Here is a 19,582-nt window from a genome sequence, read left to right as displayed (position 1 = left end):
GGCCGTTTCGTACCATACAGCGGCGCCCTCTTACTCTCATGTCGCCGCATCTATTGCTGACCGAACGATGGACCCAAACGGATAGTCAACCTACTGGCTCTTGAGAGATATGTGCCAGTGATTCAGATGTGCGTCTATTGGCCTTGCGACCGCGGGCTTGTTTGCCCACCTACCAAGTGCCCCTCCAAGCGTCCCATCGGGGCCGATCAAGGGGATGGGCGTGCCATTTGGAAGTTTGCCGCTAACCAAGGCCAGTTGGATGAAGGAATTGCCAAAGTAGATGACAGAGGCGTTGACCGCCTCGGCCTGAATCAGGCCTCGGTTCGCATTCACCCAGGAGATGGTCGCTTGAAGTTGCGCCGTTCCTTTGGATCCGCCAGCGGCGACTTCAAGCGCCGCGGCGTCGAGCATCGCCTTGATCGATGCCCCTTCCGCCGCGCCTCCCAGAGGTTCCGTAAAGCCTCCAGAACCATCGGCATAGCGCAGATCGATTTGACTTCCGTCGCTGTGGCCAGAGTGCCCAAGGACCGACCTTGCCTTAGGCAATCCTGAGATGGCACTCTTGCCCGCTGGAATCGCTGCGAGTTGCAGCGCAGAGGTGTCATTGAACCGGTAGGCACTTCGAGCACTCAACCATCCAATAGTGTTGAATGTGGTCCATGAATCACCGCCCGCATCTGGAAAGTCCTGCCCGTAACGCCTACTGGCGGGAAAGAGATCGCTCGCCAGAAACAGCGGGTAGTAGGTCGAGTCGCCGGCGAAAGTAATGGGGCCGTCTTCCGCCTTCGACTTCACGGTTTCCCCAGCTGGAGTCGTTCCAGTCAACTCAACCACAACGTTTGTCTTTCCGGCAAACGGCGCGATGGGCATCTTGGGGATGCGCAGGTCTCCGAAGGTTAGAACACCGGGCGCCTTCAGTGTGACCATCGACAGAACGTCAGCGTCAGAAAGCGCCGCGGCGTTGCCAACCATCACGCCAATTCTGACAGATGTGATGGTGACATCCGGCGGCTCAAAGCTCACGTCGAGTGGAATGCCCCAGTCGAGATACTCTGTCTTGTGGGGAATGCTGACATAGTGCCCCGCCAGGTTTCCAGAGGGCGCAGGAGATACTACTTTGTAGGTCTTCTTGTTCGGAGACCAGAACGTTGCTGAAGTCACCTTCAAATCGCCCTCGCATGACACCTTGACGTCCATCACGACTCTCGTCGCCAGCGACGAGTCGCCAACATTGGTCGCCGACAGGCTTGCATTGAATGTGTAGGGGCCAGCCTTCGTGAGTTCGCTCACGTCGATGCATACCGACTTCGTTGTACTTCCTTGCGTGTAGTGCGAGTCGTTCACAAGGCCACTGGCGGAACCGAGGCCCTTGAGGCCGCTAACGGCGTACGACCAAGCGTCGTTGTATTTGCTCTTTGACTGCGTGTACACGGGGAATTCGGCAGTACTCACGGTGAGGGCGACCGACGCTTTGGCGGTTCCCTGCGGGAACGTGTGCGACGCAAGGCAACTTATCGTCGTGGCCTGCGCTCCCGCCACAGCTTCATATACCGATTCACCAGCTGTAGTGCCCACGGTCTCGCAACTGGAAGGTGTCGCCTTTTGATTGCCATTTGACGAAGGGTGAGATGTCTCGAACGCGCGAGGTTGAGGCGGTATTCCGTCTTGCTGAACGCCCACGGAGATAGCTTTGGCGCCGCCGGACTTCTGACTGGTTGGCGACGCAATGCCTTCCGGGGCATACATCAGTGAGGCGTTGACGGTGGTGCTGCCCACGAAAATTGGAACCGTCGCCGTCCAAAAGCCGGGCTGTTGGACATCCAAAATTGAGAGTTCAAACGTTCCTGCCGGAAGGTTGGAGGCCTTCGCAGTGCCGTTTGCATCGATCGGCACCACGAGTCGCACATGGTTGTCGCTGCCGCGTACTGCCATCAGCTTTCCAGCCGCTGCGCCGCTTGACACGCCGTTGAGATCGATGACTTGAACAGTCAGGCTGGCCGAAGGTTTATAGCCGACAAAATTCCAGGCTTGGGCATACTTGCCATCCGCGCTGGCCAAGCCAATCGCTATGTCAAGCTCGCCCGAAGGCAAGGAGTTGAAAAGAGGCGTGAACGCAGCGCCAGAGAGGATGAATGTATTGGTTGCTGCATCCAGCGTCCAGGACTTCGCCAGATCGACAACGAGGCCTGATGACGGTGCAAAGATGGTCGCAGAGGAAGCGTCAGGATCAAAAGCGGGTGCATCATTTGCGGTAAATCGCAGCTCCCCTGGTAGCAATAGATTGTTTTCGCCAAGTCCTGTGACCAACAGCTGACTCGCTGAAGGCTGCGCAGTTTGACCTGCTTCGTCGGGCTCGATCACTTGGGTTATCGCAACCGGGCGGGAACTGAGGATCGTTACCTCGACTGAAATGGTAGCGTTGCCGTCCTGAACCGCGAGGTTGACATAGCCGTCGAAGCCAGGGTCGCTTGGCGTTGCGAATCGGATGTCACCGTTGACGACCACGAGGTTGGTCGCGGGCCCAGAGACGAGCTGCACCTGACTGGTTGTGACGCCAGGAGACGCCCCGATGACCCTCAGGGGAATGGAGGCAATGCTCGCATATTCAGCCTCCGAGACTGCCGTCTTTTGCGTTGTCGGATCCGAAGGCGGACTGACCGTGACGGGCGCAGGACTCGGGGGGGCCGAACGTTCTCCCCCACCGCCGCATCCTGTGAGCAAGAAAAGCAGTCCAATCGCCAATGCAGCGCTGGCCCTTGTGCGAAGCAAACGAGCTTTCATGGTCTTCTCCTCAGAGTGAAAAATAGGGATCGACTGTCCTCAGTTGATCGGTCGACCTAACGCGCTCGTGCCTGGATATGCGGCGCCCCGGAGAGGAATCCTTACGGGCGCGCAAGGCAGGCTTTTCAAGCGCTGAAAGGACCTCATGGGCTTCATGCCTACGTCGGAACGGTATGCATGACGCTTAGCGACCGCACTTGCAGCCACCCGGATGCGACTTCTCGTCGTGCCCCGGATGGCATCCGGTGCGCGGATCGAGGGTGCATTGACTGGCCTTCGTTACGCTGCTGGAATAGGGCGCTGCGGCGCCCGCTGCAACGGACATCTGTTTGCCCTTGTACTGCGCGATGCCGGCGCTCAGCGCGCCAAGGAGGGCCACGGTGCTGGCGTCGGGGTTTGCCTCTTGCGCGGCGGAGCCGGCGTCCTGCGCGGACGCCGCCTGTATCTGCGCCTGCTGCTGCTCGTTCTCGCGTCGTACGCGCTCGAAGGCGTGCTGTCGGGCGCGGCGCTGAATCTCCAGCGCCTGACGCCGCTGGAAATCTGCGGAATCGACGTCCACCTGCGGCGTGCCTGACAGGGCCTCTTTCACGCCGTCCGGGGTGTGCTCGAAGTACCAATCGTTCAGACGGCCCTCGATCGTGGTGCCGTCCTCCCACCTGTATCGCTTGATGACGTTACCGATCATCACGCCACCTTCGAATGCCACTGAGGCGCCACCGCTTGCCGCCGCGCCACCAACGCCCGAGGCGAGCGCGCGCGGGATCGCCCAGCCGCGCACCAACGCCTGCTCCGCCGCCGTGGTAACGGCCGTGTCCAGCGTGAGTTGCGCACCTTCCCTGTAGATCCCCGCCATGCCCTCCTTCGCGCCGACGATGGCCAGAGAGCCGCCGATGGCCGCTCCCTTCACGATGTTGCCGCCGATATCCGCGGCGCGCATCCCCGACGCCAGGTCGGTGGTTCCGCCCAACACGTTGCCCAGGAGCATGGATGATTTGGCGGTCATCCCGAACGAGGACTGCGACATGTCCATCGCCACGCCTTCCAGGACCTGCTGGCGATTCTCCCGGCGCGCCGCCTCCGACAGGCGCGGCGGCACTGCGCCCGGGTCGACGCGCGGTGCCTGCGCAAGGGCCAGCGCCGGCACGACAGCCAGCACGGCGCTCAACACAAGTTTTGAGGTGATGCGAATCAAGATGGCCTCCGATCTGGTAGTTCCGCTCGGGCAGAAGTGGTCGAAGCCTTGCCCCGCGGCTCGGATGAACGGTTGGTTCTGCTTCTCAGCGCCTTCGGGCGCCACCGCCTTCGTTGGCGCCGAGTGATCCAGCAAGCGACGCCATGACCTCCTGGGCCAAGGTGCGGCCCACGTCGGCAGGCGACGGTGCCCCGGGTGGCGGCGGGCGCCGAAACTCATAGCCCTCGGCGCCAGCCACCCAGCCACCCGGGCCTTGCGGCGGCTGACTGGGAACACCCGCCGTATAGAACGCAGTCACTTCCCTGCCATCGCGCAATGCCTTGGTGCGGACATCGAAGCCGTAGCCCGCCGGCGCCGCGCGATCTGCGACCCAGATCACCTCCAAGGCCAGGTCCGCGTACTTGAGCAGGGCGTCCGCCTCGATCAACGCCGCGTCGGCACCCGCGCGGTGCTGGCCTGCGGCGGTGGCTCGCATGACCCACGCGCGGTCGACGAAGCTCACACCGGCGCGCCGCATCTCCGCGCTGAAGGCGCGCTGCAGTTCCACGGCGTGTTTCTCAGCCAGGCCGTTGTTGCGCTGGGGCTCCCCCACTGCAACCTGGCCTTTCGTTGTCGTCGTCGTCCGGTCGAAGGACTGATCGCCCTCCCGCAGCGTCGCGCTCCCGCTCGATCCAGCGCTGGTGTTCTCCATGCTGCTGCTGGAGGAAGTGCCGCTTTCGCGCACCACCGTCCTCTCCTGCATGGCGGTCTGTGTCCTGTCGCTCAGCTCGCGGTTCCAAAGAAGCACGATGCGCGGCCGGCCGGCCTGCACGTAGGCGGCGGAGAAGCGCGCCGCGGGATCTGCCAGCGGCAAGGGTGCCGCCACGGGCGCGGGTACCAGGACCGGTGGCTGACCCGGTCGCATCTGTGCCACCGCCCTGTCGCACAGGCAGAACGCGCAGCAGGTGCAGCACAGCCAGGCAGCGGATCGGCTGCGCCAGAAGGGCGCGCGCCGATCGGAAGGGAAGTGCATGGGCTTCATCGCGCTCTCCGTGAAATGCATGCCTCGCTCGCCTTCAGGGCGCAATCTCGACCAGATAGGACGCGACGTCGCGGGCCGTGGAGCTTTCCGTATAGAGCGCGGTGGCACGCGGCTCCAGGTAGACCACGCGCCAAGCACTGGCGGGCTCTGAAGGGGCTGTATTGGCGCGCAGGAACGAGGTGCGCACGCGTACGCTCGCAGCCCGGTCCGCGCAGGACACCAGGCGAACGGTCAACTGCACGGTGTCCGCGGGGGATCGCTCCGCGAACATGGCTTGAACTGCAAGCAGGTTCGTGAGGTCGGGGGATCCGAACTGCACGCTGTTCAGCGGCATCGGCGTCATGGCCAAGCCGTAGGACTGCCCCACCAGCGCCGGTCCCGTTCGCGTGCCACTGGCCGGTGCGGTGCACTGCACCACCAGCGCCGGATTGCCTGGCACCTGCGCACATCCACCTAGCGCGCCCAGGACGGCCACACCGAGCGTGCGCACGCAAGCAGACTTTGAAGCGGCATCCATCACGCGCCTCACTTGGTGGCCACGATCTCTGTGATGACCATGGCGCGGAATGCCCGGTTGCGGTCGCCGCGATTGGCCTCGACACCGCTGCCCTCGCGGATCTGTACCGTGCCGCCCATGTCGGTGGTGAGCGCGGAGCGTGTGCGCCCCCACGCCACCGAACACTTGCCCTGGCGAGCGACCATGGCGAAGCTACGCGGGCTGCTGCCGACGGTGAAGCCGCTCGCCTCGGCGGGCTGGCTGGACGGCATGGCCACGAGAATCTGCGCCGGCAGCGAGTCCCACGAGCGCAGGTCGGCCTCAGGGTTCGAGGCTTGCTCCACGCCTTTGGCGATGAGGCCCACCACCATGAACGCGAGCCCGGCGCCCGCGACATCGCGATTGCCCGACATACCGCCGACCATGGCGGCTTGGCTGCCTCCGACGAGCGCCGCCGTGCCGACGGTACCGGCCGTGTCTTTGAACTGGGCCTTGCCTGCCAGCACGCCGTCGATCTCCCGGCCGCCGCGCGTCGTGGCCTGGTAGACCAGGTCGCCTCCCACGATCAGGCCCGCGTTGTTGCGCAGCGCAACGGGGGGGTCTTCGCCCTCGCCTGCCTTGAACTTCAGGATGTGCTTGTATTGGCCATCGCCCCATTTCACTGGTGCTGGGCCGGCATCAATCAGCACCAGGGCAGCGCCCGGCCGCGACGGTAGCCCTTGCATCTTGGGATCCGCCGCTCGGGCTTCCTCGACCAATTGCGCGGTCCGCACCGTGTCGCCGGCGCATTGCGCGGCCCAGCCCGCGAGGTACTTCATCAGCCCGAACTTGCCGACATAGGCCTGATCCTCGGCCGAACTCAGCGTGTCGTGGCGATCAGCCGCAAGAAAAGCGGCGCGTGCGTTCTCGTAGTCGCCCTCCTGGGCATAGAGCAGACCGCGGTAGTAGTAGAGCATGGCGCGCTCGTAGGGCTCGCCCTTGAAGTCTTTGACCTTCTCCTCGTTGAATACCGAGCGCGCCTTGGCTGCATTGGCATCGTTTGCGTAGATGGCCTCGACGCGCTGGATCGCCTCGTCGAAGGATTTCCTGGCCAGTGGCAGCCGGCCCTTCTCCATCGCGGCCAGACCCAGCCGCTCGAGATTGAGAACGCTGCCCCATTCTCCGTCGCGGTACAGCGCCTGCATGAAGGGGCGCATCCAATCGTCCTGCGTCGCGAACAGCGTGCGGGCATCCGCCTGCACGGCCTGTACGTCCGCCTCGGGTCCGGAGGCCGACGCGCCGAAGCCGAACAAGCCTTGCGACCAGCTCGGTGTGGAGCACATCAGGGCAGCCAGCAGGCCCAGGTTGAAACGCGTCTTGCACATGGCGATCTCCTCAGTCGAAGGGGGTGGATGTCGAACGGGCGGATGCAGCCGGGAGGGCCCCGGTGCGCGAGTTGCGGCCTCAGCGATACACGACGTCGTCTGCGGCCGCGCGGGACATGTCGTACATCCCGCTCCAGACGATCTCGCCCGACTCGAGGTCGAACATCTCGAAGGTGATCTGCGTGAGGCGTTGCACGAGCCCGGTGCGGGTGGACTTCTGGTCCAGCGAGGCGATCCGGCCGCCCAGCCGGTAGTCCGCGCCGAGCGTCGCCTTCATCAGCCCGGTGGTGCCGACGTCCGTCGTGCCCGAGCGCTTGAGGGCGCGCTCGGCCTCCACCGCGCCCACGTACTGGCGCCCGATGAACTGCATCCGCCCACCCGCCGCGCGGTTGAGCGAGACGCGCAAGCGGTCGGTGATGATGTTCCGGTTGATCGGCTGGGAGGAGTCGTTGGCGAAGTACTGCGCGTCGACGATCACGCGGGGCACCTTGCCCTGCGCGGGCTGCGTCAGACGCGGGCTCCCGAGCATGTCCCGCATCATCTGGTCGGCCATGCTCACCACATCCTGCCCCTCGATGCCGATGCCCTGCACAGGGCCCGCGACGGCGGGGTTCAGCTCGGCGGTCCTCACGCCCGAGGCGTTGGGTGGCGCGATGGCACATCCGCCGAGCAGGAGCGCGGCGAGCAGGAAGCCCGAGCTGCCCAGACGGGGTGTGCGGCCGCGCGGTGGCGCGGTGCGGTTGCGGGAGAGCGATTGCATCTGCGGCTCCTCGATGTTGTTAGAGCCGATGCTAGGAACGCAGGTGGGCGCGCGACACTGAGAAAGGTTGCACCCGCCGATGGCAGAGGTTCTATAACCAACAGGGGATCAGGTGCGCAAGCCTCGTCATTGCGGTGAGAATCCTGCGACGACCCATCACCGGAGTGGCTTCATGGGCACCTTGATCGTCGACGACCATGCCCTGTTCAGCGAGGGCCTGCGCCTGTTGCTGGCCGGTTCGAGCGAGATCGATGCCATCTGCTGCGCGACGGCGCAGGAAGCCTTCCAGCAGATCGACGTGCAGGATTTCGACTTGGTGCTGCTGGACTGGAACCTCAAGTGCGAGCCCTCGCAGGGACCGCTGGTGAAAGCGCTGAAGGAGCGTCTGCCGCACGCCCGCGTGGTCATCATCTCCGGCGAATTTGCGCCGGAGCTGGTGCGGGAGGCGATCGACAACGGCGCCGTCGGCTTCATCCCCAAGGAATCCACACCGGCGCTGATGATCGCGGCGCTGACGGTGACTGCCAACGGCGGCATCTATCTGCCGCCCGCGTTCTTGCTGGCAAACGCGCCCAAGAGGCAGCAGAACCGCGCCATCCCCGCGAGCCCCGAGCGGCGCGACGAAGCGCCGCTGCGCAGCATCGGGGACGCCTTTCCGCAGCTCACGCCGCGGCATGCAGACGTGCTGCGCCAGCTCGCACGCGGCGGTCAGCAAAACAAGGAGATCGCTCGCGCCCTCGCCATCTCGGACGGCACCGTCAAGCAACACCTGAACGCGATCTTCCGCGAAATCGGTGTGAGCAATCGGACGGAAGCGATCTGCCTGCTGGCCACACTTGGCGTGAAGCTGACGTAGTGGCCCGCGGCGTGCACCTTCAACGCAAAGTGATGGGCCCCACAGTCTCGCCGCAGCCGCTTTCGTCGGCCTTGGCGAAGCGAATCTCAAGCGTCGCTGTCGGGTTCAGGCCTTTGAGCGTCAAGCGTACATAGCCGTCGCCCGGGGGAGCGAATCGCACGTCCACGCTCACCTTCTGGCCGCCCGCCTGGAAGCTTTCCTTCTCGACCAGGTCGGTCGGCTCCCCGTTCGCAAAGGGAAACGGCGCATACAGCGCCGAGCAGTGAACCGACACGATCTTGACGTCAGCGGGCTGCAAACAAATCTCCGCGTGGAAGGAGTGGTGCTCATCGCCGGATATGAAGACGGTATTGCGCACTTTCACCTTGGCGATATAGCGCAGCAGGCGCTCCAGCGATCGCGGAAAGCCATCCCAGGCGTCGCTGCGTTCGTAGCCGAATCGGTACGCCGATGTCGTGCGTCGGCGCGGGAGGAGTACAGAGGGCGAGACGACCAGTTTCGGCTGGTCCTTGTGATTCCACAGCCATTTCTTCAGGCGGATCCACTGGCGCCGCTGGATGATGTCGGCAGCATGCCCCGGAGCGCTCGCGGCATCGCGCGAACGGCCCAGGCGCGTGTCGAGAAAGTAGACGGGACGCCCATTCCAGATCGACTGGAAATCCACCGGCCCTTTCGGAACGCACTGCTGCGGTCCGTGTGTCCGCTGATACTTCCAGTAGGCCCAGAAGCCGTTTCGCCTCGTTTCCCCGCTGCGCGGGAGCGAAGGTTCCCAGTTGTCCACGAGCTCGTGATCATCGAGCAGCATCTCGACCGGAACGCGCCGCAGGATCTCGCGCATCGGACGGACACGAAACGTCTTCTCGTTCGGCAGTTCGTACAACTCGTCGCGCCGCGTCGGGTCCATGAGACCGGCGGTGGCGTCGGCATAGATCTGGTCGCCGACGAACAGGCCGAGGTCGATCGCGTTCAGCTCCTTGCACAGCCGGCGCAAGCTGGCCTCTGCGATCGGGCGATCCAGCAGACCTGCCGGGTACTGGCAACTTCCCACAAAGACATCGAGCGTCTTGGCCGGTTCAGGTGTTTCACAGCGCGCGGCGACCGCACGGGCGAGGTCGCTGGCGGAGACGAAGGCGAATGCGAGTTCCTCTTGGGTCATCCGACGAATCTCTGCCCGCGCCAAGTCAAGCAGGCACGGCAAGAAATCCTCATGGGCGTCGTCCAGTTCCAAGTCGACATGCATCAATTCGAGCGGCTTGCTCTCGGATGACTCCAGATCGAACAACGCGGGGACCTTGAGATCAAGGTGGCCGCTGTACCACTGGCTGTCGTCCAGCTCCCTCGGCCGCACCAGAGGTTGCCGAGCACCTGCCCCGACTGCGCCCTTTTTCGGCGGTGGTGTGCCTTGGGGGATAGGCCCCGTCGATCGCAGACTGGTGGTCTCGTCCACATGCGCGACGAACAGCGCCAGCCATCCCCATACGCCGTCGGCCTTGTCCATTTCCCCGCCAAGGGCGTCGGCGTAGGCATCCAATGGCGGGGTGACGAAGCACCAATCGCCGCTCGCGCCCCGCTTCCCCGCCGCCACGCATTTGAGCTGATCAATCACCTGATAGCTGAGGCTGCCCTTCGCGCCGTGTCGGCGCACTGGCACCAGGCACAGGGTTGCGCGCCCCTGGTCGGGCCGCGACATCGCAGCCAGACTGAGTTCCAGCGCGTTCCCCACCTCGGCAGGCTTGAAATCGAGGCGCGGCCCTATCCACGGTACCTCGAGTATCCAGAGTTCGCAGGCATTCGAAGCGGGCGGTACCGGAGGACTGCCTGCGTGCGTCATGGCAAGAAAGCCCTCGATCGTCGCGAACACCTCGTTCGAGCGTTTGCCGATCAGCACGTCCTGGTGGCCCATCCCCTCGTAGGGCTCCTGGTCTTGGAAGTCCACCCCGGCGTCCCGGAAGTGTTCGCGCAGGAGCCGCTGCGTGTCCACGTCCACCAAGCCGTTCTCTGCACCATGAATGGCCAGTGTGGGAATGCCGCGCCAGCGCTCGCGCAGGCGCCGCCGCGTCACGAACTCGCCACGCCCTTGTTGGTTTGTGATCGCATTGAAGCGAGTGAAGTGCACGGTCTGCGCCACGGTGTCCAGGTTCAGCGGGCCGAACAGGTCGTCGATGGCGCGCAAGACTGGGTCGCTCATGTTCGCTGCGTTGAAGTCGCGCCCGTACAGCGCGTCCATCCGGTGCCGAGTCGTCACCCAGGGAGTTCGCTTCCAGGGCCACAGCGGGTTCTCGACGTCGTAGTCCTCGGCCGGATAGGGCAGGCTCGCCAGCAGGCGGTCCACCAGCTGGTCTGCCACGGTCGCCTGGTCGAGCGGACGGAACTGGTAGTTCGGTGACATGAGCCAGCGGCGCAGCGTCTGCATCAGGTAGGCGCGCAGGATGTTGTCGTCGGTATAGCGCAACACGGGTCCCTTCTGGCTCAGGACGACCGAGCGGATGCAGGGGTGGGGACCGCCCGCACGCTCGCCGCCGTTGAACGCATCGAGGATGCCCAGCTGCTCGCGCGTCAGGAAGGTGTAGTCGCCGAGCTGGATTTCCGAGCCGCGCACGCTGCGCCCGTCGGTCAGGATGGCCATGCTGAGCATGGCGCAGCCAATGCAGTGCGCCAGCACGTCAACGGGCTGCCCGGTGGCGCGCCGCACATGCAGCAGGGCGGCAGGGATGTCGATCAGGGCCGGCTCCTCGAAGGCCCAGTTCTCGGAGGCCGTGGACAGGCCGGAGCTGGTGCGAAGGTCGACGATCCAGACGTCTCGCCCCTTCTTCCAGAAATACTCGGCCGCGCTGGGCGCTAGGCTGGGATGGGCGAAGGTGGTGCCGCTGACGCTGTAGCCGTGGATCATGACCAGCGCGGGGTTCGCGCTCCCCTCGTTGGGATAGCGGGTGAGACGCACCTTGACGATGCGGCTGGCGCCACCCCGAGTCCCTGAGCCCACGTTGAGCTCCTCCACGACGGGGATCGGTAGGCCGGCGAGCGGCCCGGGTAGCCGCGCCCCGGGGTCGGGGTTGGGTAGGTCAGGCGTGTCTGGCTTCCTGAAGGTCCAGAGGTGGATATGCAGGATCACGCGAAGGAATTGGAGGCCGAAGGACAGCAGGTCCAGCAGCGCCGCCGCCTGATCCTGCTGGCGCTCGAGCGCGATAAGCGGGACCCCTTGGTTCGCGAAGAAGCGCGTGTCCAGCTTGAGGACAGGGAAGCCCCGTGGCTTCGGGCCGCCGCCGAGCTCCAGCGATTCGACGCGCATCTCTGTCAACTGGCACCAGGGGTTGGCGCGGCGGTTGTACGTCAGTCGCTTCGACCCATGGAGCGCCCCCCCGGTGATCGTTGTCGGCGTTTTGAAGAGCTTGTTCGTGCGGGGGCTCGCAATGGTCAGGTGGTAGTCGAAGCGGCGCACTTCCCCGGCACGACTTGCCAGGTCCAGCAGGCCGCAGAGGTAGGCGTGAAGGCCCCGCCCCGTTCCCGCTAGAGGGTTCAGCGGGGCGTCACCCTGGTCGCCCCATCTCTTTGACAGGGTCTGGTAGATGTCCCGCAAACCCCGGTTGCGCACCCACGCCCACAATCCCCTTCCGATGCGGCCCCACGTCGTCGAGGCCTCGCGATGCAGGAAGGCCAACGTTCCACTCGTCTGCGCCTCGAACAGCACGTAGTCGTCGCGCTCCTCGGTGGACTTCACACGCAGGTTCTGTTCTTCCCATTCGTCTGCCGCGAAGATCCGCAGCTGCGAGCGCGGGTCCTTATCATTGACGTTCACCACGCGCTTCAGCCGGGACGTCAGGTTCTTCAACTCGGACGGCAGGTAAGCGAGCGTGAGTTCCACGACGTAATTCCCGGCTCTCCCCTCTAGGTCGAGGACCATCGGCCCGGTCAACCGCTCGATGACGGAGATTTGGGTCTCTCGTTTGCTAGGCGGCGGCGGGGGATTCCGAAGCGGCAGCCTCACGGGGCGCGGATAGGTCACCGACACCGGCGGGCACAAGGGTTCGGCCGGATGCTCTGGCACCAGGTCCTGCGCTCCCGCGTCGCCCTGGCTCTGCAACAGGCTGCGCCTCAGGGCCTGCGCCGCGTGCAGCGCAACGGCGGAGATGCTCAGCGCCGGGTTGACGCCCAGAGAGCCCGGGATGATCGCGCCGTCCAGCACATGCAGGGTGCCGAACCAGGGGTCCTCGTTCATATTGTTGACGTCGAACACGCGGCCCCGAGCATCCACCACGCCGTCCGTCTTCGAGGCACCGAGCGCGCAGCCACCGAGCGGATGCACCGTCAGCACCGGTCCTCGCGGCTGCGAGACCATGTCTTCCAGCGCCGGCGGCAAGAGCCGCCACATCGGATTCGCGACGAGCGAAGCGCCCTGGTCCAGGTTCTTCGTCATGTCGGCAAGTTGGTTGTGCGCCGCTTCGAGCATGTGCGCATGCCGAGCGTGGTGCCACCGGATGCGCACCGTGCCAGGATGAGGCAGGAACTTCGGAAAAGGCTGCGCCAGTTCCAGCACGCCGCGCGCATCGTCGTGGCCGATGATGCCGACCAGCAAAGTGTTCTCCATCTTGGCCGGGTCCACCGCCAGCGGGTCGATCTGGTCGTCAGGCTCATTGCCGTGGCGCTCCCGGTCACCAAGCGAAAGCGCGTCGAGCGCGTTCGCGGTGGTAACGATCTCGTCGAAGAGCCGGGCCATTGGCCCTGGCACCGAGAACTCCTGGTATTGGACGCTACGCGTCCCCAGTGGCGTGCCGATCGTGCCCGTGATGGTGGGCCCCACGTTGCGCTGGTCCAGGGGCTGGTTCTCGTCGGCGCGGCAGTGCGCTGGACCCGCCATGCGATGGACCGCTGCAAGGTTGTCACCATTGCAGGAGAACGAAGCGCCCAGCAGTGGCGAGAAGGTCAGCAGGTCGGTCCGCGACCGCAGCAGGATCTCGGTGCTGCCAAGGCTGCCAGCGCCCAGGATCACGTGGCGTGCCTTTAGCGAGCGCGCATTGTTTCTCCGACCCCACTTCTTGCCATGCTGCTCCTCGCGAGCCTCCAGGCGATCGTCGGTGTGGGCGACGAATACTTCCCAGCAGCGCTCCTCGCCATCGCGCTTGGGCTTGGAACGTTCCAGGTGCAGCACCGTGGTGCCCAGATAGATCTCGGCGCCCGCGCGGCGCGCCTTCTCGAGCAGGTTGACGTCCAGGCTGTCCTTGGCGCCCACGTTGCAGCCGGTCATGCAGTCGCCGCACAGGTTGCACGCGGGCAACTCCACGCCTGAGCTGTTGGCCAGCCCGTCCATCGAGACCGACAGTGGCGGCGTGACGACGGTCCGATTGCTCTTCTGCGCAAGAACGCCCAGCGCCTTCAGCTTCGGGAGGCCTGGCGCATTCGCGGCCTCGATCTGATGGCGCTTGATGTCGTTGCGGAGCATGGCATCGCTGCGCCGAACCGCGCCCCCGAGAGCATGGAGCGCTTGATCGTAGAAGCCCTGCGCCTTGAGTGCCACCAGCAGGTTCTTCCACGTCCCCGGCTTAAAGTCATTCGGATCGGGTTCCAGCAACACGCCCGCATTGATCAGCGAACCACCGCCCAGCCCGTTGGCAAGCAGCACGTTGACGTCGTCGCCCAGGCGCACGTCGAACAGGCCCTCCTCCTTCCCGCCAGACAGCCCTGCGTTTTGCCGACCCACCCGCAGATGACCTGGCAGGTCGGAAAATCGCGAAGGGAACTCCCCCGGCAAGTACTGGCGGCCACGCTCCAGCACGCAAATGCGCAACGGACGCGCCTTCTCTTTGGGCAGCAACGTGCCGGCCAGTGTCGCGGCGGCCACGCTGGCCCCGTAGCCGCTGCCAACGATCACCACGTCGAAGGGGGTGTCGTCATGACCAATCTCTTCCCACAGATCACTCAGCCATCGAATCCTTCCTTGCGCCTTCTCCTCCGAGCCTGTCATCGTGCCACTCCTCTCCAGGGTCCATCGGACCGGTTGTTGTTCCCAGGAATGCAAGCAACTCGCCCATGCCCACGGGCTTGTGGCGCAGGGCCACGCCCTCGCCATGCGCCTCGCGGATGCGATCAGGTGCGGTATCGCCGGTCAGCAGGGTGGCCCGCGCATGGGGGTGCAGGGCGCAGACCCTGCGGATCACCTCGATGCCGCTCGCACCTTCGCGCAGGCGCAAGTCTGAGATGACGGCGTCGATGCGGTGGCCTTGCGCAGCGGCTTCGGCCTGAGCTAGGCCATCAGCCAGGTGCACCGTGCAGCCCAATTCCGCGAGCAGGAGGTACATGGAGGTGCGCACGAAGGCCTCGTCATCGACCACGAGCACCGACATGCCGCTGAGGCGAGCCGGCACCGGTGCGCTCGGCACCGCAGGTGCCGCCTGCGCCGCCGGTACATGGAGCGTGACCCGGGTGCCCGCCTGCGGACGCGAGACCAGTTGTAGCTCGACGCCAAGTAGCCCGCACAGCCGCTGCACGATGGAAAGTCCTAGACCCAGGCCCTTGGATCGATCGCGCTCTACGTTACTGACTTGGTAGAAGGCGCGGAACACCAATTCCTGCTCTTCCTGCGCGATGCCGATGCCATCATCCTCGACACTCAGCGCAACTCGGGCGCCGGCGCGCTGGGCAGCCAGTCGAATGGTTCCGCCAGGCCGTGTGAACTTCAGCGCGTTGTCGGTGAGATTGCTGATCGCCCGCGCCAGCAGCGCCGCGTCGCTCAGCACATGAAGATCCTGCTCGATGTTGAGCTCGACCCTCAGGCCCCGCGCCTGGGCCAGCGACACCAGTGCGACATGGTGAGGTGCCAGTAGGTCTTCCAGCCGGAAGGAAGCGAAGTCGGGCTTGATGATGCCGGCGTCGAGCTTGGAGATGTCGAGCAATCCATCGAGTTGCTTGGACAGTGATTGGTTCACCGTCTCCAGCAGGTTGATGATCTTGCGCGAGCGCGGATCCACCTCGCGCAGCGTGAGCGCCGCGATGAGGACGTTCATGCTGTGGATCGGTTGGCGGAGGTCGTGGCTCGCCGCAGCAAGGAAGTGCGTCTTGGCCCTGTTGGCTTCCTCTGCCGCGTCCAGCGCCTCCTTCAGTTCGAGGGTCAGCCGCTGCTCGCCGTGCCGGAAGCGCCCCGACTCCTCGAACACCTGGTGCGCCTGCCGCGCGATGCTGACGAGAAAGAGCAGGAACAGGAAGATCAGCGCCCCGATACCGTACGCGGTGCCTCGTCCACCCTGGTTCGGCGTGCCGACGACCCAGGCCAGCGACAGCGACACCAGCATCGGACTCGCGAACGCCAGGAAGATGCTCTGGTAGCCCGAGGTTGTGGCCACCGACGCGGTCGCGGCGGCGATCAGGATGATGGAGATCGCCGCCCGCTCCAGGTCCGAAAACGATTCGAAGGCCAACAGGGGGATGGCCATAGCGATGCCGTTCGCCAGCAGCACGGTGGCGATGCGGCCAGTCGGCGTGCCGATTGAACCGTGTCGGACGAAGGCCTCGGTCTTGAAATAACGAGCGACCGATAGTGCGGCGATGCTCAGAAACCACGCCGCGGATGCCAGCGACGAAGCGCGCGAATACCAGATGGACGCCACCAGCGAAGCTGCCACCAGCAGCCCCAGTTGTGCTCGCTCGTTCTGGCTCAGGAACAAGTCGATGAAGCGCTGACGCACAATGGCCTGCACCACCTCCTCGTCAGGTGCAGCATAGTGCGACGGCGTTTGGCCAGGCTCCAAGTGCATGTTTTGTGGGCGCAAATCTCGGCTCACACGGACACGCACGACGCTGGAGCGTCGATCGACGCTCCGGAACGCGAGGATTGGGCCGGGAACTTTTTTCTTATTGTGGACGACGCGTCGCGGCGACGCAATCGAGTTCGGCGGCAAAACGGGCGCCTACCGCGCGATGCGAGGCTAGGCTCGCAACAATCACCCACCGTCGTTGGCAAAGCCTTTGGGCGCTGGGTATCTCCTGGAGGCGGCTTGTATCACCCCGGGGCTTGCAAGACTCGACCCCGGCTGGCATTGACAATGCCAGCATGCCTCTCGTCGACTTTTGGTCCCAACACCCTCATCCCGGCATTCACCCTGATGATGAACCGCACGTCCAAGAACTCGATTGCGTTGCGTGGTCCTCAAGCACCGAAGCCAACAAGCACAAGCAGGCTCTTGAAGACAAGAAGGGCGAACTTCAAAGGAAGCTGCACATCAGCCTATACCCGCAGCCTTTTGTGGGCAACGTCCGAGAGGCCTCGGTCTACATCTTGTTCGGCAACCCCGGACTGTCCGTCCAGGACTACGTCGACGAGCTGGAGACGCCGGCCTACGCGGAGCAGTGCCACGCGAACCTGAGTGGCGCGCTGAAGCACTTTGGCCCTTTGCTTCAGGCTGCGAAAGGCACAGGTGCCTACAGGTACTGGGAATCGACCCTCAACAGCCTCATTCGGGACGTCAGCAGTGAGCTTGGTATTCCTATCGACACAGCTCGCTCCTGGGTCCTCAGTCAGGTTGCCACCATCGAGGCCGGCGCATACCACTCGAAGAGGTTCCCCCTTGGAGGCTTCGCGGCTCTACCCTCTACCAAGGCGGCCAAGAGCTTTGTCGACGGGTATGTCATGGGCCGTGTGCGAAACAGCGAGTGCGTGGTCTTCGTCTGGCGACAGGCAAGCTTTTGGGACCTACCCAAGAACGTTTCCGGCGTCAAGGAACGTGACCGCCGAAAGGCCAACGGCCGATATCTGGTCAAGGACGAGCGCGCATTCGTGGTGAAGAAGCTGGCCGACGTGTATCGGCGTCACGAGTGGCCTTAGGTGGACCTGCCCGATTCGACGTCCTTGATGAGCTGCTGCAGGGCGAACCGGCCCGCGATGCGTAGTCCGCTCTTGCCTTCGTCGGCGTAGGTTCGGACGACCTCGATGCCACGCTGGGTGGCGTATTCGCGGATACGGACGGTCTGGTTTTGAGTTGAATACTGCTGGTGCTCGGTGGACATCCGCACGTATTCGGCGGCGCGAACGAAGGAGCGCTCGTTCCCTACGGAGTCGGTTTGACCTGCACGGGGGTGTCTGGATTTCTGTGTGTGAGGCGGTTGGTTGAATCGGTCTTGACTGCTTTCTCTTCTGTCTTCGGGCCCCTGCCAGGCCGCCGGAGGCGCCCCCGGTTGAGCGATGTACTCATGCTCAACCTCCTGTTCTTCCGCCACCGTGAACGGGGTGCGTGAATCGCTCTTCGTAGAGTATCGCGAACTGGTTCATGGCCTCGCGCCATTCCTTGGCCGCGCGACCCCAGTCAGCCGTGATGTTGCGCAGTGCCAGCCAGATGAGCTTGGTCGCGGCATCGTCGCTCGGGAAGTGCCCGCGCGTCTTGATGATTTTGCGCAGCCGGCTGTGAACGCTCTCGATGGCATTGGTGGTGTAGACCACGCGACGCACGGCCGGCGGGAACGCGAAGAATGGAATCACGCGATCCCAGGCACGGCGCCACGCCGCGGTGATGGTGGGGAATTTCTGGCCCCACGGGCTGCGCTCGAACTCGTTCAAGGCCTCCAGCGCGGCCTCGGCGCTTGGCGCCGTGTACACCGGGCGCAGCGCTGCGGCGAGCAGCTTGCGGTCCTTCCAGCTCGCGTAGTCCAGGCTATTGCGGATCAGGTGCACGATACACGTCTGAAGCGTGGTCGCTGGAAACACCGTGGCGAGCGCCTCGCCAATGCCCTTGAGGCCATCGGTGACGGCGATCAGGATGTCGCTCACGCCGCGCGTCCTCAGGTCGTTGAAGACCTTCATCCAGAACTTGGCGCCCTCGGTGTTCTCGATCCAGAGCCCCAGGATGTCGCGCGTGCCGTCGGGCAGCACGCCAAGGGCCAGGTAGATCGCCTTGTTGCGCACCACCGCTTCTTCCCGGATCTTCACGCGCAGCGCGTCGAAGAAGATCACCGGGTACATCGGCTCCAGAGGGCGAGACTGCCAGGCCCCGACCTCGGCCATCACCGCGTCGGTGACCGAGCTGATGAACTCAGGACTGACCTCGGTGCCGTATTGCTCGGCGAGGAAACCCTGGATCTCGCGCACCGTCATGCCGCGCGCGTACATGGCCACGATCTTGTCGTCGAAGCCGGTGAAGCGGCGCTCGTGCTTGGGGATCAAGACCGGCTCGAACGAGCCCTCCCGGTCGCGCGGCACCTCGATACGCAGCGGCCCGTCCTCGGTCAGCACGGTCTTGCCGCTGGCGCCGTTGCGATGATTGCTCGCGTCATCGACCTTGGCCGCACCCGGCGGGTAACCCAGATGGTGTGACAGCTCCGCGCCGAGGGCGCGCTCGATGAGCGCCTTCTTGAAGGCCATCGACGCGGCCTGCACCGCCTCGGCACTCATGGGCCCCTTCACGAACTGGTCAATCAGCTCCTTGGGGATCGACGGCAAATCCGTCGCAGCGGCTGCTGCCGCCTTCGTCGTCTTCCTGCTTGGCATACGTGCTCCTGGTCGTCATGCTATGCCTCGCACGCAAAATTCCGGACAGGCTCACCTGCACCCATTTCCTGGCACCTCCTGCGGCCGTCGTCACATTGAGGCATCAAGCTGCGTAAGGAGCTTCCGACTACCGAACCGAGGCCGCTTTTGCAAGTTATCAGGTCTCCTCGAGAAACGCGATCAAGTCTTCTCTTTGCAATCAAGCAGGCGTCATTGCAACGGGCGACAGAAGAACGATCCAAGCCCGCGGAACCGTCCGCGCGTCAGAGGTAACTTCAATCAACTTGAACAAGCCAGATGGTGGCGGCCACGATGATGACGCGTCACTCTTTGCAATCAATGCTGGATCCGGGGCACGACCGCCATTTCGCCGCCGCTGCTGGAGGCGATTTGCGTTCGTGTAGTCCGGATGGGCTTCGCGATAGCGCTTCCAGTACCCCTGGTTCTTCGAACGCCACGCCTTCTGGAACTCCGCCTGATCCTGGTGATAATCAGCATCCGCTCGCCGCTTGGCGAGTTGCCAAAGGAGTTTTCGGACCTTCTGGCATTGAGGCGTCGAGCAGTGCGCCTGCCGAGGGGACTGCGGCCGCGGCTCGAAGGCGTTTCCGCAGGCGCTGCACCACCGCTTCTCCATGGTCGCTCCT

Annotated in this window: 12 protein-coding genes and 1 pseudogene; 2 read left to right on the top strand and 11 right to left on the bottom strand. The window is 64.4% G+C overall.

Translation table 11 applies throughout. From position 1 onward, the window contains the following. Positions 1 to 90: 90 nt before the first annotated feature. The 6 genes from AC1DF3_RS13965 to AC1DF3_RS13940 all read right to left on the bottom strand — a co-directional run bounded on the left by AC1DF3_RS13965 (position 91) and on the right by AC1DF3_RS13940 (position 7,614). Positions 91 to 2,781 (bottom strand): hypothetical protein, encoded by a 2,691-nt coding sequence (locus AC1DF3_RS13965; RefSeq protein WP_478139935.1) that lies wholly within the window; start codon positions 2,779 to 2,781, stop codon positions 91 to 93. 184 nt (positions 2,782 to 2,965) lie between these two features. Further along, positions 2,966 to 3,973, bottom strand: coding sequence for a hypothetical protein (locus AC1DF3_RS13960; protein WP_478139934.1), 1,008 nt, complete (start codon positions 3,971 to 3,973; stop codon positions 2,966 to 2,968). Between the two features lie 85 nt (positions 3,974 to 4,058). After that, positions 4,059 to 4,994, bottom strand: coding sequence for a hypothetical protein (locus tag AC1DF3_RS13955; RefSeq protein WP_478139933.1), 936 nt, complete (start codon positions 4,992 to 4,994; stop codon positions 4,059 to 4,061). A 34-nt stretch (positions 4,995 to 5,028) separates the two neighbouring features. Then, entirely contained in the window at positions 5,029 to 5,433 is a 405-nt protein-coding gene (locus tag AC1DF3_RS13950) for a hypothetical protein (RefSeq protein ID WP_478139932.1), read from the bottom strand. 86 nt (positions 5,434 to 5,519) lie between these two features. Further along, a complete protein-coding gene (locus AC1DF3_RS13945) occupies positions 5,520 to 6,854 on the bottom strand; it encodes a COG3014 family protein (protein WP_478139931.1) in 1,335 nt (444 codons plus the stop codon). Between the two features lie 79 nt (positions 6,855 to 6,933). Beyond that, complete coding sequence (locus AC1DF3_RS13940; RefSeq protein ID WP_478139930.1) at positions 6,934 to 7,614, bottom strand: penicillin-binding protein activator LpoB; 681 nt, start codon at positions 7,612 to 7,614, stop codon at positions 6,934 to 6,936. A gap of 172 nt (positions 7,615 to 7,786) precedes the next feature. Here AC1DF3_RS13940 and AC1DF3_RS13935 point away from each other — a divergent pair, with 172 nt between their 5' ends. After that, positions 7,787 to 8,470, top strand: a complete 684-nt coding sequence (locus tag AC1DF3_RS13935; RefSeq protein WP_478139929.1) for a response regulator transcription factor — start codon at positions 7,787 to 7,789, stop codon at positions 8,468 to 8,470. A 19-nt stretch (positions 8,471 to 8,489) separates the two neighbouring features. Here the strand turns inward: AC1DF3_RS13935 and AC1DF3_RS13930 are convergent, their stop codons facing one another. Both AC1DF3_RS13930 and AC1DF3_RS13925 read right to left on the bottom strand, forming a co-directional pair. Continuing rightward, entirely contained in the window at positions 8,490 to 14,429 is a 5,940-nt protein-coding gene (locus tag AC1DF3_RS13930; protein ID WP_478139928.1) for an alkaline phosphatase D family protein, read from the bottom strand. Then, complete coding sequence (locus AC1DF3_RS13925; RefSeq protein WP_478139927.1) at positions 14,380 to 16,209, bottom strand: sensor histidine kinase; 1,830 nt, start codon at positions 16,207 to 16,209, stop codon at positions 14,380 to 14,382. The genes AC1DF3_RS13930 and AC1DF3_RS13925 overlap by 50 nt, the downstream gene beginning before the upstream one ends. 302 nt (positions 16,210 to 16,511) lie before the next feature. Here AC1DF3_RS13925 and AC1DF3_RS13920 point away from each other — a divergent pair, with 302 nt between their 5' ends. After that, complete coding sequence (locus AC1DF3_RS13920) at positions 16,512 to 17,282, top strand: hypothetical protein (protein ID WP_478139926.1); 771 nt, start codon at positions 16,512 to 16,514, stop codon at positions 17,280 to 17,282. Between the two features lie 8 nt (positions 17,283 to 17,290). On the opposite strand, the pseudogene AC1DF3_RS13915 reads toward AC1DF3_RS13920, so the two are convergent. The 3 genes and pseudogenes from AC1DF3_RS13915 to AC1DF3_RS13905 form a co-directional block, all read right to left on the bottom strand. Beyond that, positions 17,291 to 17,470 (bottom strand): annotated as a pseudogene (locus AC1DF3_RS13915) (recombinase family protein); the annotation flags it as partial. Between the two features lie 181 nt (positions 17,471 to 17,651). Beyond that, positions 17,652 to 18,938, bottom strand: coding sequence for an IS256 family transposase (locus AC1DF3_RS13910; protein WP_478139925.1), 1,287 nt, complete (start codon positions 18,936 to 18,938; stop codon positions 17,652 to 17,654). 199 nt (positions 18,939 to 19,137) lie between these two features. Further along, on the bottom strand, positions 19,138 to 19,572 hold the full coding sequence (locus AC1DF3_RS13905) for a hypothetical protein (RefSeq protein WP_478139924.1): 435 nt from the start codon (positions 19,570 to 19,572) through the stop codon (positions 19,138 to 19,140). Between the last annotated feature and the right edge of the window lie 10 nt (positions 19,573 to 19,582).

The organism is Variovorax sp. 10N432, assembly GCF_056394465.1.
The sequence above is the reverse complement of the archived record's forward strand: the minus strand, read 5'-3'. Positions and strand labels throughout refer to the sequence as shown.